This is a genomic window from Acidobacteriaceae bacterium (genome assembly GCA_035944135.1).
GTDB lineage: Bacteria > Acidobacteriota > Terriglobia > Terriglobales > Acidobacteriaceae > Granulicella.
Window position 1 is genome coordinate 184,021 of the sequence record DASZBM010000007.1, and the last position, 15,617, is coordinate 199,637.

The following is a 15,617-nucleotide window of genomic DNA, read 5'->3' on the forward strand; positions in this document are numbered from 1 at the left end:
TTCACGCTGCGCGCCCGGCACTCACCGCGCTGGCCCACGCCCACTGGAAGTTATAGCCGCCCAGCCAGCCTGTCACATCCACCACTTCGCCGATGAAGTAGAGCCCAGGCACGCGCCGGCTCTCCATCGTGCGTGCATCCAGCTCGCGAGTATCCACGCCGCCGGCCGTCACCTCGGCCTTCGCGAAACCCTCTGTCCCGCCCGGCGTCAACTTCCACTGGTGCAGCCGTTGCTCAAGTCGGTCGACCCCGGCATTCGTCCAACCAGCGCCGTCCTGGATCGCAAGTTCCACCCAGCGTTCCGCCATTCGCGCCGGGAGAACTTCACGCAGAAGCGATTTTGCGGCGGCCGCGTCGCGGCGAGCATTGCGCTCACGCAACGCAGTGAACACCTCGCGCCCCGGAGCCAGGTCGAACTCCACCCCACTGCCCGGCCTCCAGTACGAGGACGCCTGCAGCACTGCCGGCCCGCTCAGCCCGCGATGCGTCACCAGCAGCTTCTCGCGAAACTCGGGTACTTTCGCTCGCCGCGCATTCGTCGCCGACTCCGCGCGCGCAACCACCTCCGCCGACACGCCCGCGAGATCGCACCACCGCTCGCAGTCCTCTGCCGCAAACACCAGCGGCACCAGCGCTGCCCTGGGCTCGACGACCGCGTGGCCAAACTGCCGCGCCAGCTCATACCCAAAGCCCGTCGCTCCCATCTTCGGAATCGACAAGCCTCCCGTCGCAACGATCACCGCCTCGCAGAGAAACTCCCCCGCGCTCGTCTGCACCGAAAACCGCGCGCCCTCCGCACCGCCTTCTGCAGATCGCTGCCGCACTTCATTCACGCGGACGCCGCAGCGCAGCTCCACACCGGCCGCTCCGCACTCGCGCTCCAGCATTGTCACAATCTGCTGTGAGGAGCCATCGCAGAACAATTGCCCCAGCGTCTTCTCGTGATACGCGATCCCGTGCCGCTCCACCATCGCGATGAACTCTGCCGGCGTGTAGCGCGCCAGCGCCGAGCGTGCAAAGTGCGGGTTCTCGCTCAGAAAACTCTCCGCGCGCGTGTGAATGTTGGTGAAGTTGCAGCGCCCGCCGCCGGAGATCAGGATCTTCCGCCCCGGCCGCTCGTTATGGTCCAGGAGAAGCACCCGCCGCGCCCGCCTGCCCGCCTCCAGCGCGGCCATCATGCCCGCGGCCCCTGCGCCGAGCACCACCACATCCACCCTGCGCTCCACCTGTCCGCTCACCTCTTTGATTCTAGGGAACTACGGCCTCGGTACGCACGCGGCCGCGCTCAAACGCATCTGAAATCACGGAGGAAGAACGTTATGAAGACCATTGCATGGCTGGCCGCTGGAATCGGAATCGGTCTCGCCGTTTATCTCATCGCAAACCCGCCCGAGCTGCAGTACGCCACGGGCTCGGACAATCTCGAGGGCGCCGCACGCAACGCCCAAGGGTGGGGAATGAAGCAGCGCGCCACCGGTCTCGGGCGCAATGTTGCCGGACGCGTGAAGGAAGGCCTCGGCAATCTCACCGGTAATCCTGACCTCGCCGACGAAGGTCTCGGGGATCGAATTGAGGGCAATGTCCGCGAGGGCGTCGGCAAGGTCGCGCAGGCAGCCGGACAAACCCTGCACGACCTCAACCGCTAACTATTGGCCGCCGGAAGCCGGAGCAGCGGCTGCCCCACTCCGCTGCTCCGCGATCTCGCCCCGCTGCTTCTGCGCATCCCGCGCCTTCGCCACCAGCTTCTTCAGCCTTCCTTCCACGTCTGAATCCGTCCCCACCATCTCTGCCGTCAGCACTCCGTCGCTATCGATCGTGAAGTAGTGCGGAATCGCCTCCACGCCAAACGCCCGCGAGAGCGAGTGGTCCGCATCGCGATACTGCAGCCAGGTCATCTCGTTCTTCTGGATAAACTGCTGCCACTTCGCTTCGTCCGAATCCCAGCTCACGCTGATGATCACCAGCGGCTCGCCCGCGAAGTCCTTCGCAATCCTCTTCACCTCCGGCAGCGCCGCATTGCACGGCCCGCACCACGTCGCCCAGAAGTCGATCAGCACCACGCGTCCGCCCATCGCATCCAGGTTGAAGCGCGTTCCATCCAGCGCCGTCACCTCAAACGCCGGCGCACGCTTCTTCAGCGAAAGCATCGGGTCCTCCGCAAAGTGCTGCGCGCGCAGCCGTGCCGGGTCCGACGGCTTTGCCAGTGCCGCGCACTGGCCGAAGCACGCCTTCGCCTCATCGATCTTGCCCAGCCGCGCCAGCACCTCGCCGTCGCGGAACATCGCCGGCAGATTCTTCGGAAAGTTCGTCAGCGCCTGCTGAAACGCCGCGTGGGCCAGCTCCAACTGGTCCTGCTTCGGCTTGTCCCCCGCCTTGTCAAGAATTGCTTCGCCTCTCCTGTACTCGGCAATCGACTTAACCGTCGGAGCCGTCGCGATGCCTTCCATCTTCTCTGCCGTCTCGATCGCGCCCTTGTAGTCGCCCTCGCTCATCTGCGCCGAATACAGTCCATCGAGGCAATCCCAGCACGCGCCGCCGGCAATCTTGTTGGCCTTGTTGAATTCGCCTTTGGCGAACTGTGGTTTCCTCGCGCGAAGCAACTGCTGCCCCTCGCGCATCGCGTCGACCCACTTCGGATTTGTCTTATACGAGTCAGCGTCCGTCGGCCCGCTAGCGGCGGTTCCACTCGAACCTTGCCCGAGAAACACCTGTGCTGAAAAAAGGAAGACGCCGGCGATAAGCAGTCTGCGTACCTGAAACATGGAGAGCTCCGTGGATTCCGCTCACCATCATCGCGGCATCTCGCCGCCGCCGCAACAAAATTTTCTCTAAATCAACTGCGGACTAGCCTGCCTTGCGCTCCTGCAGCACCTCGTCCAGCATGCCCAGCAGCGACCCGGCGCGCGAGCGCACGCTCGTCTCCTGCTGATTCAGGTTTCCTGCCAGCGCGTCATAGCGCGCGCGCAGCGCCGTCAGTTCATCGGCAATATTCAGCGCCGCCAGCACCGCCACGCGCAGCGAATCCACCGTCGTTCCCTGCGCCGACACCGCCCGCATCTTCGCGTCGACAATCCCCGCCAGCTTCTCAATGTGCGCCGCGTCGGTTCCGCGCAACTGGTACACCTGGTCGTAGATGTCCACCACCACCGCGCCGCAGTCGCGTGCAGCCTGCTCGGCCCGTGACATCTCTGCTGCCGTTCTCAACTGCTCGCTCAACGTTCGCTCCTCATCGTCTCTTGCCATCTGCCCTGCAAACAGATTCTGTGATGGCGTCGGGTTCGTTGCCGTATCTCTTGGCTCAAGCTCAGCGAGTTGCGGCATTCAGCCCTCCTCAACAGCATTTGCGGCCCCGGAAGATCTCTCAGTTACAGCAGCTCATCCATCTGCGCCAGCATCGCTTCCACGCGCTGCCGCACTTCCGCACGCTCACGCTGCATGCTCTCCAGCTCTTTCGTCGCCGAGCTCGCATTCTCTGCATGCGCGTGCATCTGTTCCTTCAGTGCAGAGAGTTCCGCCTGCGCCGCATTGCGCTCCGCCTCGGCATGCGCGCGGGCCTCACGTTCCTTCTTAATGAGCTCGACCGTCTGGAGCACCTTCTGCTCCAGTGCCTGAAACTCGTCGGCACTCACCACTGCTGTTGCCATTCCAAAACCCCCAATTCAACTCGAAGTATAGCGATTCGAAGAGTGGATTAGCGGACTCGAATTCGCAAAGGAACCTTGGTGAATCCCCTTCGGCACTCCCACGCTCGCAGCGCGAACACACGCCAGGTGCCCCATTCATCGCGGTCTCATTGCGATGAGTGGAAAACAATGCCGCCGAGGTTTACGCCCGCTGCGTTCCGCCGAGTGCTTTGAGCGCAGCCACAATCTTCTCCGACGCGCCCGTCAGTTCTTCCTCAGTCAGCGTCCGCTCGCCCGATTGGAACACCACGCGCAGCAGCAGCGAGTAGCTTCCCACCGGCACAGCCTTGCCCTTCGCATCGCGGAAGATCTCCAGTGGCCGCACGCTGCGCAGTTCTGGAATCTTCAGCCCGTTCACCGCAGTGGCAATCGCCTCCCAGCGCACGCTGTCCGGGAACACAAACGAGAAGTCGCGTTCCACCGCCTGGTAGCGCGAAAGCTCGCGGACTATCGGCTGTCTGAGGCCACTCCGCAGCAACTCCTGCCCTGCAACCGCGGCGATCACGCAGCTCTGCCGCAGCTTTCGCTTGTGCAACTCCTCCGCGCTCAACTCACCAAACACTGCAACAGGCTTCCCATCCAGCAGCGCTCGCGCGCCGCGGCGCGGCGCAATCCACTTTGGCAGCCCGTTCGTATCGAACGACACAGCGCCCGCAAACCTGCCGAGCAACGTCTCCAGCGCGCCCTTGACCTCGAAAATTAAGGCATTGTCTGCACCGTGCAGCGCACTCGCAACAGCTCCACCAGCCGCGCCAATCGCCAGCCCGGTCTCTTCGTGCACCTCTGCGGTTGATCCCGTAAACACGGTTCCCATCTCGAACAGCCGCACCGTCGCGACGTCACGATGCAGGTTGTGCGCCAGCATCGTTGCCATCCCCGGCGCGAGCGACGGCCGCAGCATTCCGGCCTCCTCGCTCAGCGGATTTCCCATCGCCACCGTACCTGCTTGCGCGTCGGCAAACACCGCTGCCTCCTCGGCCGAAACAAACGTGCTCGAGATCGCCTCGCTGTATCCCAGCGCACGCATCGTCTCGCGAATCACGCGCTCCTGCTCCGCATGCGGCTGTTTGCGCACTGCGCCGGCCCATCCTGGCAGCGTGTCGGCAAAGCGGTTGTACCCATACACGCGCGCGACCTCTTCAATCAGGTCCACCTCGCGCTCCAGGTCCAGCCGCCAACTCGGCAGCTTCACCGCATACTCGCCCGCAACCGCGCGCGTCGGCTCCAGCTCACACCCCAGCGCCGTCAGCACCTGCTCGACGACCGCTTCATTCAACCCAGAGACGCGCCGCCCGCCTTCATGCACCGCGTCCTCCTGCGTCGTCCCGAGAATCCGCTGCACCTGGCTTACGCGCAACACGATGCGATCGCGTCCCGCCGTGCGCGCCTGCTGCTCCGGCACGATCACGTCTGCGAGCGGCCCCACAACGCCGCCGCCTGCCTGCTCGACCACCAGCCGCGTCACGAGATTGTTTCCGACCGGCGCTCCGTTGAAGTCCGCTCCGCGCTCAAACCTGTGGCTCGCGTCCGTATGCAGCCCGTGCCGCCGCGAACTCGCGCGAATCGCAGCCGGATCAAACCACGCCGCCTCCACCAGAATGTTCTTCGTCTCCTCCGTCACGCGCGAATCCCACCCGCCCATCACGCCTGCCAGCGACAGCGCCTTCACCTCATCCGCAATCACCAGGTCGTCGGCAGTCAGCGTGTGCTCGCTTCCATCCAGCAGCATCAGCTTCTCGCCGGCTTTAGCGCGCCGCACCACAATCCCGCCCTCAAGCTTGTCCAGGTCGAACACATGCGTTGGCTGCCCCATCGCCAGCCATCCGAAGTTGGTCGCATCCACCGGGCCCGAGATCGGCTTCTGTCCAATCGCGCCGAAATATTCGGCAATCACGCCATTTGCAGGCTTCACGCGCACACCGCGAATCACCCGCGCTGTAAATCGGCCGCACAGGTCCTTCGCCTCAATCCGCACCGGGAACGCCTCGCCCGCGCGCGCAGCCTGCACGGGCGCGCCCAGCTCTTCGCTCAGCGGCTTCAGCCCGGCGCCGTCCAGCACGTCTGAATAGATGGCCGCCGCCTCGCGCGCAATCCCATAGTGATTCATTGCGTCCACGCGGTTCGTCGTGATGTCCATCTCAAAGCGCGATCCGCCCGGCGTTTCTCCGATGGGGGCAGGGAAGATGCCTTCGACAGCAATGCCGCGCAGCGTCAGGTCTTCAGCCAACTGCGCATCGCTCACATTGAGCTCAGGCAAATACGAGCGGATCCACTTGGTCAAAATATTCATCGTGTCTTTCTTCTCTACCCCTTACCCTCTACCCTCTACGGCCTGCTTTACTCAGTCTTCCAATCATCACCCGGCATGATGCGTTTCATAAACTCGTCGAACAGCGGAACCGTAAACGCCGTCTCGCCATGGCCGGGGCTCCAGATCATGCCCTTGACGATCAGGCTCTGCCGCAAGGTTCCAAGGCCTGTTACCGACTTCTCAAGCAACGCCGCAATGTCTCCGGAGCGATGCGCTCCCGGCCCAAGCTCAGCCATGGCGCGGAGGTAGCGTTTCTCTGTCGGTGTAAGCCGGTCGAAGCGCACGCGGAAGAAGCTCTCATCCAGCGTTGCGATCGCCTCGATCGATGCACGGTCCACATTCTCACGCGTAATCGGTGATTCCGAAGCAATGTCCCACGCTCGATTTCCCCACTCCTGCAGAAAGTATGGATATCCTTGCGTTCGTTCGAGAATCGAGGCGACCGCGTCGTCCGTATAGGAGACGCCCGCGTCATCCGCCGGCTTCCGTATCGCTCGCTCGGCCTCTTCTGCAGAGAGCGGCCCAATCGTTGGGAACTCGAACAGCCGCTCCGCATAGGATTTCGCCTCACCTGCCAGCGCACGGAGCTGCGGCAGGCCTGCACCCACAATCGTGACCGGCAGTTGCCGTTGAATGCTGCGATGCAGCGCCGCAATCAGCGCTGCAAACTGGTCCTGAGGCAGATACTGCAGCTCGTCAATAAACAACACCACTGCGGTGCCCGCGCCCTTCGCCGCGCGCCCGACCTCCTCAATCAGGGCGGTCAGGTCCATCTCCAGATCGCCGTTGTCCGCCAGTCCCGGCTCCGGTATCGCGTCGAAGCCCACCTGAAGATCGTGGTACTTCACCCTGAGTGCCGTTGCGAACCCGGCGAGTGCGCGCAATCCCCGCGCGACCGCGTCCTTGGCGGCTTCCGTCCGGTTCAGGTGCAGCAGCGCAAGGCGTATTTGAGGAGCAAGAAGCGCCGGAAGCGACCTGTTCTCCGGTGTCTCCGATCGCACCGTGCAGATGCCTTCCGCCTCTGCGTCCCGCATGAGTTGGTCCAGCAATACCGTCTTGCCGACCCCGCGCAGCCCAACCATCAGCACGCTCTTGGCCGAGCGCCCGGCCCGAAGCCGGGCAAGCGCAATCCGCACCTGCTCTCGCAGCCGCTCGCGGCCGGCAAGCTCCGGTGGAGCACTCCCCGCGCCGGGCGAGTACGGATTGCGGACAGGATCCATGAAGAGAGTTTATAGGAAGATTAGTGAGTTTAAGTCTTCCGGCTTAAACCCAGTAACTTGGCTATAAGTAAGTCGGCTACGGCTTTCCAGATATGCCCTTAAATCAGTGCATTCCACCTGAATTGCGTGCGTTTAAGACACCTCAAAACCATTCAAAACCTACACAAACTGGTCCAGAAAGCGCACGTCCCCGCCATACAAAAGTCCAATATCGCTGATTCCATATTTCATCATCGCAATCCGGTCGACTCCCATTCCAAAGGCGAACCCACTGATTCTACGGGCGTTATAGGCTGGCTCACGCCCTAAGGCGATGCGTCGTGCGTCCACGGCATCAAATACCGCCGGGTCCACCATCCCGCAGCCCAGAAGTTCAATCCATCCTGAGTGCTTGCACTTCCTGCAACCCTTGCCATTGCAAAAGATACAGGAGATCTGAACGTCCGCCGAAGGCTCCGTGAAGGGGAAAAACGACGGGAAGAACCGCGTCTTCACGCCCGAGCCGAAAAACGCCTTCATCGCATGGTCCAGCGTCCCCTTCAAGTCGCTGAAAGTAATGTTCTTATCGACGCACAAGCCCTCAACCTGGTGGAACACGGGGGAGTGGGTCGCATCGGCTGCATCATTGCGGTGCACCTTGCCGGGAATCACCAGCCGCAGCGGCGGATCTTGTTGAATCATTGACCTTATCTGCACCGGCGACGTGTGCGTCCGCATCAGCAATCGCTCCCGCGCTAACTTATTCTCCTGATTGGCGATAACCAGGGTGTCCTGCGTATCGCGCGCGGGATGGTTGGGCGGAAAGTTCAGCGCCTCAAAGTTATAGAAGTCGGTTTCAACTTCAGGCCCCAGCCCAACGGAGTAGCCCATCTGCTCGAAGACGGTCACGATCTCCTGCATCGTGCGGACCAGCGGATGCTCGGCTCCGATCCGCTGCGCGATGCCGGGCAGAGTGATGTCGATGGTCGTTCCGGTCGCAGATTTCGGGCGCGAAGCGGCGGTTTCGACGGCGGCTTCGATGGTCTCTTTGAGCGCGTTGAAGCGTTGGCCGATCAGCCGCTTCGCATCGGGTGGCGCAGACTTCAGCCAGGCATCCGAGATCGCCTTGAGGCGTCCCTGCTTGCGCCCCAGCCAGGCGAGGCGGAATGCCTCTGCGTCAAAGTCCGGCGCTGCGAGCTGCGTACGTGCTTCGGTTTCCACCGCGGCGAAGGCCGCATCGAGCGATGACGGAGAAAAGTCTGTCAGTTGTGTTGAGTCGATCATTTTCAAGTTCTTTCAGTCTACGTGCGCCTACAGCGCCGACCAGACGATCAGCGCCATGAGCGCACCCAGCAGCAGGCTCCGCTTGGACGTGATCGCCCACACCACGGGGTCGTCGTGCATCTCGCCCCGGCTGGCTAACATCCACACCTGGCTCAGCCACAGCAGCAGCACCGGAATGACCAGCCACAGCCGCATACCGTGCGAGTAAAGCACGGTCATCTGCGAATTCGAGATGTACAGGGTGGTCACGAGCACTGCCGCAAACATCGAGCCCGTACCGAACGCGCGCAGTTGTTCCACGTCGCTGATGTGATATCCGCGTCCCGCGGCCGCGGCGCCGCCGCGCTCACGCAGGTTCTCCAACTCGCTGAAGCGTTTCACAAACGCCAGCGACAGGAAGAAGAACACGCTGAATGCGCCCAGCCATTCCGAGATGGGCACCGTCGTCGCCGCGCTTCCGGCCAGAATGCGAACCGTGTACAGGCCGCTCAGCACAAAGACGTCCAGCAGCAGGATGCGTTTCAAATACAGCGAGTACGCCAGGGTCGTCACGGTGTACAGCGCCAGCCACTCCACGAACTTGTGCGCCAGCAGAAGGCCATGCCGCCCGGGCAGCGCCAGGATCACATGGGGCACCGCAAAGGCCAGCGTGAAGGCCGCCGCCATCATGACTACGACCGCGCACACGCCAGCAATTGCGGAGAGATCGCCTGCTGCGAATGGCCGCCGTCTCTTGCGCGGATGCCTGCGATCGACCTCGAGGTCCAGCAGGTCGTTGATGATGTAGGTCGCGGAAGCGCACAGCCCGAAGCTCAAAAAGGCGACGACGCCTCCTGCAACCGTCGGCACGCTCCACGCATGGCCGAGCAGCAGCGGCACAAAGATCAGCGTGTTTTTGGCCCACTGGTGCAGGCGTATCGCGCGCAGCCAGCTCTTCAGCAGAGGGGTTCGGTCCTCAAACGTCGCTGCCGGAATCTTTCCCGCTCTGCGCAGGCCTGCCGTGAGAGCGCCGTGCGGGTTTGCTGTCATCGGGCTCTCGCAGGCGCACAGCAGCGTCACATCAGGCTTGGCGTTGCCGATGTAGCAGAAGCGCTCACCGAAGTGCTCTCGAAAGGCCTCGAGCTTGTTTTTCCCGGCGAGATTCGTGTTTCCGTCCGACGCCAGCACACCCGCAAAGATCCCGAGGTGCTGGGCCACGCGGTCGGCCAGGGTGCGGTCTGCCGCAGTGGCGAGATAGATGGCCCGTCCCGCGCCATGCTCGGCGCGCAGCCACTCCAGCAGCGGGCGGTTGTACGGCAGGTGTTCAACGTCCAGCGTGACGGCAGAAGTTACATGTTTTTTAAACTGCGCCTTGCCCTGCGCAATCCAGCTCGGGATACGAAGTATCTCTGCGGGCTTCTGGCGCGCCAGCACCAGCACTGAATCCACCAGCGTGTCGGACTTGACCAGCGTTCCATCCAGATCCACGCACAGGGGCACGCCGGGCGCGAGTGCGGGGCTATGCCGAACTGCGGCGCCCGACGGGACCGAATCTCCCACGCCTGGCTCCCGATCGATAACCGGAGGGGCCCCTGACTGTACTTCGCTATCCGAAATCATGGTCCGAAACCTTGAAGGTGCGCTCTTCGTCACTATACCGTCAGTATCATGGGGAAGGCGCCGCCTCGTCCGTCAAGGACCCTGGCATTCGCCGCGGCATGGCCCACCCGTCAAGGTGCACAGGCGTCTTACTAAGTTTGGTTCCAACAGCTTCGCAGGAGTTCTTCGATCTTCATGTCTGCCTCTTACAGCCAGAACGCTGCTGGTGCCATGCCGCGTGTGACCACCGCCGAGCGGCAAATCCGCTCCAGACCGGTTGATGATCCATCGCATCTTCTGCCCGAGCATGCCTCTGAGCCCGGTGGCCGCCGGCCCGGCAGCCGCCGCCGGCTGATCATCGTCCTGGTCGTTGTTCTGGCGATCATCGGTTTCATCGTCTGGCGCATTCACGCCAACAATGTCGCCGCCGAGCAGCAGGCGGCCAAGCAGGCTGCCGCCGCCAACCGGCCCACACCGGTCCAGGTCACGGCTGTCCAGCAGAAGACGGTTCCGGTCTTCCTCACCGCGCTGGGCACGGTCACCGCGTACAACACAGTCACACTGCAGGCGCGCGTCAGCGGCCAGCTCCTGCAGGTGAACTTCCGCGAAGGTCAGGCTGTTCGCAAGGGCCAGCTTCTGCTCGAAATCGATCCGCGCCCTTACCAAGCTGCGCTGGACCAGGCTGTCGGCACGCTGGCAAAGGATGAAGCCAACCTTAACAACATGCAAGCTGAGGCCGAGCGCTATACCGCGCTTTATCAAGCCGGCGTCGTCTCCAAGGAGCAACAGCAGGCCCAGGTGTCCAACCAGGGCCAGGCGGCGGGATCCATCAAGGCTGACCAGGCGGCGATCGAAGCCGCGCGCGTCAACCTTGGATACACGAAGATCTACTCGCCGATCGATGGCGTCGTCGGTCTGCGCCTGGTGGATCCGGGCAACATCGTGAATGCGGGAAGCACCACCGGGCTTGTGGTCATCACCCAGATCCATCCCATCGCCGTGATCTTCACGTTGCCCGAGGACCAGCTCCCGCAGGTGCAGCAGGCGATGCGCGGCGGTAAGAAGCTGGTCGTTGAAGCGTATGACCGCACCGACGCGCACAAGATCGCCGCCGGAACGCTGCTCACCATCGACAACCAGATCGACACGACGACCGGCACGGCCAAGCTCAAGGCGGTCTTCGACAACTCCGACGGCGCGCTGTTCGCGAACCAGTTCGTCAACGTTCGCCTGATCCTCAACGAGCGGCCGAATGCGATTGTGGTGCCGACTGCCGCGATTGAGAACGGCAACCAGGGCGATTATGTCTTCGTTGTGAACCCTGGCCCAACACCGCCGGACAAGATGAAGAATCTGCCCGGACAGGCCGCGGCCACTGCAACGAGCGGCGCCGCCAGCAACAGCAAATCGAAGGCAGCCACACCGGCAGCCGGCAACGATCAGGGTGACGCAGAAGCGGGTGGGACTGGCAAGAATGGCAAGCCGCGTCAGCAGTTCCATGCCGACACGGTTCCCATCCATGTCGACTTCACCATCGGCACCAGCTCGGTGCTCTCGAACAACACCGCTCTCAAGCCGGGCGAGCAGGTTGTTGTCGATGGCCAGGAGAAGCTTGTGGATGGATCGCCCGTGACGCCTGCGCAGGCTCACGGCACTGCGGCTGCGAACAGCGGCGCGGTCGGCGCGGCCAACCCGAATGCACAATCCTCGGCGCCCGCTGCGGGCTCCGGAGGCCTCACCGGCACCTCGCCTGTTCCGGCTGATACCGGACAGTCAGGACAGGGAAGCAACGGCCAGGGCAACGGCCAGGGGAACGGGCAGAATAACGGGCAAGGCAGTCAGCATCACAAACGCCAGAGCGGCAACCAGAACAACGGGCAGTCTTCGCCCTCTGGCGGAGGCCCGCAATAATGAGTCCGTCACGGCCATTCATCCTGCGGCCGGTGGCCACCTCACTCCTGATGGTGGCCATTTTGCTTGCGGGCTTTGTTGCGTACCTGCAGCTCCCGGTTTCGGCCCTTCCTGAGGTCGACTACCCGATCATCCAGGTCCAGACGTACTACCCGGGCGCCAGCCCCAACGTGATGGCGCAGTCGGTTACCGGACCGCTGGAGCGCCAGTTCGGGCAGATTCCCGGATTGCAGCAGATGACCTCCATCTCGTCAGGTGGCGGCTCTATCGTCACCCTCGAGTTCAGTCTCGCGGAATCGATCGACGTCGCCCAGCAGGATGTGCAGGCCGCCATCAACGCTGCCTACAGCTACCTGCCGCAGGACCTCCCCAACCCGCCGGTCTATGCCAAGGTCAACCCGGCTGACGCGCCGATCCTCACGCTTTCGCTGACCTCCGAGACGGTCCCGCTGCAGAAGGTCGAAGACCTTGCCGATACTGTGCTGGCGCAGAAGATCTCGCAGCTTTCCGGCGTCGGTCTTGTTTCCATTGCAGGCGGACAAAAGCCGGCGGTGCGCATCCAGGCGAATCCGGCGCAGCTCGCCAGCTATGGCCTGTCGCTCGAGGACATTCGCACGGCCATCGGCACGGCCAACGTGGACCAGGCGAAGGGGTCGCTGAACGGACCGCGGCAGGCGTACACGATCGGCGACAACGACCAGTTGATGTCGGCGTCGGACTACAGCGACGTTATCGTCGCGTATCGGAATAATTCGCCGGTGCGGCTGAAGGATGTGGCGACTGTCGTCGACTCAGCCGAGAACCTTTACCAGGCGGCGTGGATGGGCTTCGCCGCGCAGCCCGCGCATACGGAGAAGCAGCCGGATGGCACGACGGTCGACGTCCCTGCGTCGCAGGCGTACGTCAAGCCGGCCATCATCATCAATATTCAGCGGCAGCCCGGCGCGAACATCATCGGTGTGGTGGACGAGGTGCAGGCGTTGCTGCCCAAGCTGCGTCAGTCGTTGCCCGCCGGCGTAGATCTCCGGGTTCTTACCGACCGCACCAACACTATTCGCGCCTCCGTCAAGGATGTGCAGTTTGAGTTGCTGCTCACCATCGCGCTGGTTGTGATGGTGATCTTCCTGTTCCTGCGCTCCATTGCCGCGACGATCATCCCTGCCGTTGCTGTGCCGCTGTCCATCGTTGGCACCTTCGGCATCATGTACATGCTGGGCTATTCGCTCAACAATCTCTCGCTGATGGCGCTGACCATTTCGACCGGCTTCGTCGTCGACGACGCGATCGTGATGATCGAGAACATCGATCGCTATCTCGAGATGGGTGAGACTCCGCTGGACGCCGCACTCAAAGGCGCAGAGCAGATCGGCTTCACGATTCTCTCGCTGACCGTCTCGCTGATTGCGGTGCTGATCCCGCTGCTGTTCATGGGAGACATCGTGGGCCGGCTGTTCCGCGAGTTCGCGGTCACGCTCGCCGTCACCATTCTCGTTTCGGCCGTCGTCTCCCTCACGCTGACGCCAATGATGTCGGCGCGCCTGCTGAAGCACAAGCCCAAGTCCGCGCAGAACCGCTTCTACCGCAAGAGCGAAGAGTGGTTTGAATGGACTATCGCGCGCTACGGCGAAGGCGTGCAGTGGGTGCTGCGCCACCAGACCTTCACGCTCATCGTCACCGCCGCCACGCTGGTTTTCACGCTTCTGCTTTACGTTTACGTGCCCAAGGGCTTCTTCCCGTCGCAGGACACGGGCGTGATTATGGCGATCACCGAGGGCAACCAGAGCACCTCGTTCTCCTCGATGCAGGCGCGGCAGCAGCAGGTTGCTCGCGCCATCCTCGACGACCCTGATGTGGTCTCGGTCTCCAGCTACATCGGCATCGACAACACGAACGCCACGCTCAACTCCGGCCGCATCCAGATCGATCTCAAGGATCGCGACGCCCGCAAGGACAGCGCGCAGCAGATCATCAATCGCCTGCAGGGCAAGCTGAACCAGATCCCCGGCATCCAGACCTTCCTTCAGCCCGCGCAGGATCTCACGGTCGAGGATCGCATCTCGCGCACGCAGTACCAGTACTCGGTCGAAGATCCTGACCCGGTTGAACTCGCGCAGATCACCAACGAGCTTGTTGCGAAATTCCAATCGCTCAATGGCATCGTTACGGATGTCGCCAGCGATCAGCAGATCAATGGAATGGGCGCCACGCTGGTCATCGACCGTGACACCGCCTCACGGCTCGGCGTCACTCCCTCGGCGGTCGATAACGTGCTCGACGACGCGTTCGCGCAGCGCCAGGTTTCGACCATTTTCACGCAGCAGAACCAGTACCACGTCATCCTCGAGGTGCCGTCGAACTTCCAGCGCACGACGAACTCGCTCGACAATCTCTACGTCAAGAGCTCCAACGGCGGCCAGGTCCCACTCAACACCTTCACCACCTTCACGACGCAGCCCACCTCGCTCTCCATCGGCCACCAGGGCCAGTTCCCCTCCACCACGATCAGCTTCAATCTGGCCAATGGGAAATCCATCGGCGACGCCGTGGACGCGATCAACAAGGCCGTCGCCGGCATGCACCTTCCGGCCAGCGTCAACGTGGCGTTCCAGGGCACGGCCGCTGCGTTCGAGGCCTCGCTCACCAATGAGCCGCTGCTCATCCTTGCCGCCCTCATCACCGTCTACATTGTGCTCGGCGTTCTGTATGAGAGCTACATCCACCCGGTCACGATTCTGTCCACGCTGCCTTCGGCCGGCGTCGGCGCCATCCTCGCGCTGCTTATCACCGGCAACTCTCTATCGGTCATCGCACTTATAGGCATCATCCTTCTGATCGGCATCGTGAAGAAGAACGCCATCATGATGATCGACTTCGCGCTCGAAGCCGAGCGCGAGCAGGGGATGACGCCGGAAGAGGCCATCTACCAGGCCTGCCTGCTGCGCTTCCGTCCGATCATGATGACCACGATGGCCGCGCTGCTAGGTGCTGTTCCGCTTGCGTTTGGCAGCGGTACCGGCTCCGAACTCCGCGCACCACTCGGCATTACGATCATCGGCGGCCTGTTGATCTCGCAGGTGCTCACGCTGTTCACCACGCCGGTCGTTTATTTGTTCTTCGATCGCATCGGCCGCAAGTACCTCGGCACCGCCCGGGCCGACGAAGAGTTCTACGAGCACACCCACGGCGGCAAACATCCGCCCAACCACGGCGACGGCGGCGGCCTGCCCGAACCGGTCCCCGGAGACTAGGCAAGTGGGAATCGCCCGAATCCTCAATGCGGCCGGAGTCTTTCAAAGGGCATTGAAGGAGTTGCGCTGAATCGAACATGAGCTTCACTGACCCCAAACCCGGCGACAAAGACCCCCGCGACTCGGCCACTCCCGACGACGCGGCGAAGGCCTACGCCCGCGGCGGCCCCAACGACCGCGCCGGCGACCGCGCACCCGAAGACCGCGCCACCGCCGCCGACCGCGAAAAGATCCACCGCCAGACCACCGAATCCGACGCTCCTCTCGGGCAGTCCAGTTCCGGCGAGGTCGACACCGTCCACTTCTCCGCGCCGTTCATCAAGCGCCCTGTCGCCACCTTCCTGCTTTCGATCGCGATCATCATCGCCGGCGCGGTCGCGTACAAGCTTCTCCCGGTCTCTTCG

At 62.9% G+C, this 15,617-nt stretch carries 12 protein-coding genes; 4 read left to right on the forward strand and 8 right to left on the reverse strand.

Annotated features, from left to right (window positions below):
• Window position 1: 1 nt before the first annotated feature.
• The gene (locus VGU25_12615) at window positions 2-1,237 is read right to left on the reverse strand and encodes an NAD(P)/FAD-dependent oxidoreductase (GenBank protein ID HEV2578045.1); all 1,236 of its coding nucleotides are present in this window, start codon (window positions 1,235-1,237) and stop codon (window positions 2-4) included.
• 81 nt (window positions 1,238-1,318) lie between these two features.
• Between VGU25_12615 and VGU25_12620 the strand changes: the two genes are divergently transcribed.
• Entirely contained in the window at window positions 1,319-1,645 is a 327-nt protein-coding gene (locus tag VGU25_12620) for a CsbD family protein (protein ID HEV2578046.1), read from the forward strand.
• On the opposite strand, the gene VGU25_12625 is transcribed toward VGU25_12620, so the two are convergent.
• From VGU25_12625 to VGU25_12655, 7 genes are all read right to left on the reverse strand, one after another.
• Window positions 1,646-2,761: a redoxin family protein gene (locus VGU25_12625; GenBank protein ID HEV2578047.1), complete on the reverse strand. Its 1,116-nt coding sequence runs from the start codon at window positions 2,759-2,761 to the stop codon at window positions 1,646-1,648.
• A gap of 82 nt (window positions 2,762-2,843) precedes the next feature.
• Window positions 2,844-3,320, reverse strand: a complete 477-nt coding sequence (gene zapA, locus VGU25_12630) for a cell division protein ZapA (GenBank protein HEV2578048.1) — start codon at window positions 3,318-3,320, stop codon at window positions 2,844-2,846.
• A 44-nt stretch (window positions 3,321-3,364) separates the two neighbouring features.
• On the reverse strand, window positions 3,365-3,643 hold the full coding sequence (locus VGU25_12635) for a hypothetical protein (GenBank protein HEV2578049.1): 279 nt from the start codon (window positions 3,641-3,643) through the stop codon (window positions 3,365-3,367).
• Window positions 3,644-3,824: 181 nt separating this feature from the next.
• Window positions 3,825-5,972: a phenylalanine--tRNA ligase subunit beta gene (pheT, locus tag VGU25_12640; protein HEV2578050.1), complete on the reverse strand. Its 2,148-nt coding sequence runs from the start codon at window positions 5,970-5,972 to the stop codon at window positions 3,825-3,827.
• A 47-nt stretch (window positions 5,973-6,019) separates the two neighbouring features.
• Window positions 6,020-7,213 carry an ATP-binding protein gene (locus VGU25_12645; protein HEV2578051.1) on the reverse strand — a complete coding sequence of 398 codons (1,194 nt, stop codon included), beginning with the start codon at window positions 7,211-7,213 and terminating at the stop codon, window positions 6,020-6,022.
• A 159-nt stretch (window positions 7,214-7,372) separates the two neighbouring features.
• Complete coding sequence (gene pheS, locus VGU25_12650; GenBank protein HEV2578052.1) at window positions 7,373-8,476, reverse strand: phenylalanine--tRNA ligase subunit alpha; 1,104 nt, start codon at window positions 8,474-8,476, stop codon at window positions 7,373-7,375.
• Window positions 8,477-8,503: 27 nt separating this feature from the next.
• Window positions 8,504-10,015, reverse strand: coding sequence for a UbiA family prenyltransferase (locus tag VGU25_12655; GenBank protein HEV2578053.1), 1,512 nt, complete (start codon window positions 10,013-10,015; stop codon window positions 8,504-8,506).
• 234 nt (window positions 10,016-10,249) lie between these two features.
• Here VGU25_12655 and VGU25_12660 point away from each other — a divergent pair, with 234 nt between their 5' ends.
• The 3 genes from VGU25_12660 to VGU25_12670 form a co-directional block, all read left to right on the forward strand.
• The gene (locus VGU25_12660; protein HEV2578054.1) at window positions 10,250-11,965 is read left to right on the forward strand and encodes an efflux RND transporter periplasmic adaptor subunit; all 1,716 of its coding nucleotides are present in this window, start codon (window positions 10,250-10,252) and stop codon (window positions 11,963-11,965) included.
• Window positions 11,965-15,213 (forward strand): multidrug efflux RND transporter permease subunit, encoded by a 3,249-nt coding sequence (locus VGU25_12665; GenBank protein HEV2578055.1) that lies wholly within the window; start codon window positions 11,965-11,967, stop codon window positions 15,211-15,213. The genes VGU25_12660 and VGU25_12665 overlap by 1 nt, the downstream gene beginning before the upstream one ends.
• 77 nt (window positions 15,214-15,290) lie before the next feature.
• Window positions 15,291-15,617, forward strand: a 327-nt coding sequence (locus VGU25_12670) for a hypothetical protein (protein ID HEV2578056.1), incomplete at its 3' end; no start/stop codon positions are given.

Coding starts and splice junctions, on each gene's coding strand:
- VGU25_12665 (HEV2578055.1), top strand. CDS start 11,965: ATGAGTCCGTCACGGCCATTCATCCTGCGGCCGGTGGCCACCTCACTC.
- VGU25_12620 (HEV2578046.1), top strand. CDS start 1,319: ATGAAGACCATTGCATGGCTGGCCGCTGGAATCGGAATCGGTCTCGCC.
- VGU25_12625 (HEV2578047.1), bottom strand. CDS start 2,761: ATGTTTCAGGTACGCAGACTGCTTATCGCCGGCGTCTTCCTTTTTTCA.
- VGU25_12635 (HEV2578049.1), bottom strand. CDS start 3,643: ATGGCAACAGCAGTGGTGAGTGCCGACGAGTTTCAGGCACTGGAGCAG.
- zapA (HEV2578048.1), bottom strand. CDS start 3,320: ATGCCGCAACTCGCTGAGCTTGAGCCAAGAGATACGGCAACGAACCCG.
- pheS (HEV2578052.1), bottom strand. CDS start 8,476: ATGATCGACTCAACACAACTGACAGACTTTTCTCCGTCATCGCTCGAT.
- VGU25_12645 (HEV2578051.1), bottom strand. CDS start 7,213: ATGGATCCTGTCCGCAATCCGTACTCGCCCGGCGCGGGGAGTGCTCCA.
- pheT (HEV2578050.1), bottom strand. CDS start 5,972: ATGAATATTTTGACCAAGTGGATCCGCTCGTATTTGCCTGAGCTCAAT.
- VGU25_12660 (HEV2578054.1), top strand. CDS start 10,250: ATGTCTGCCTCTTACAGCCAGAACGCTGCTGGTGCCATGCCGCGTGTG.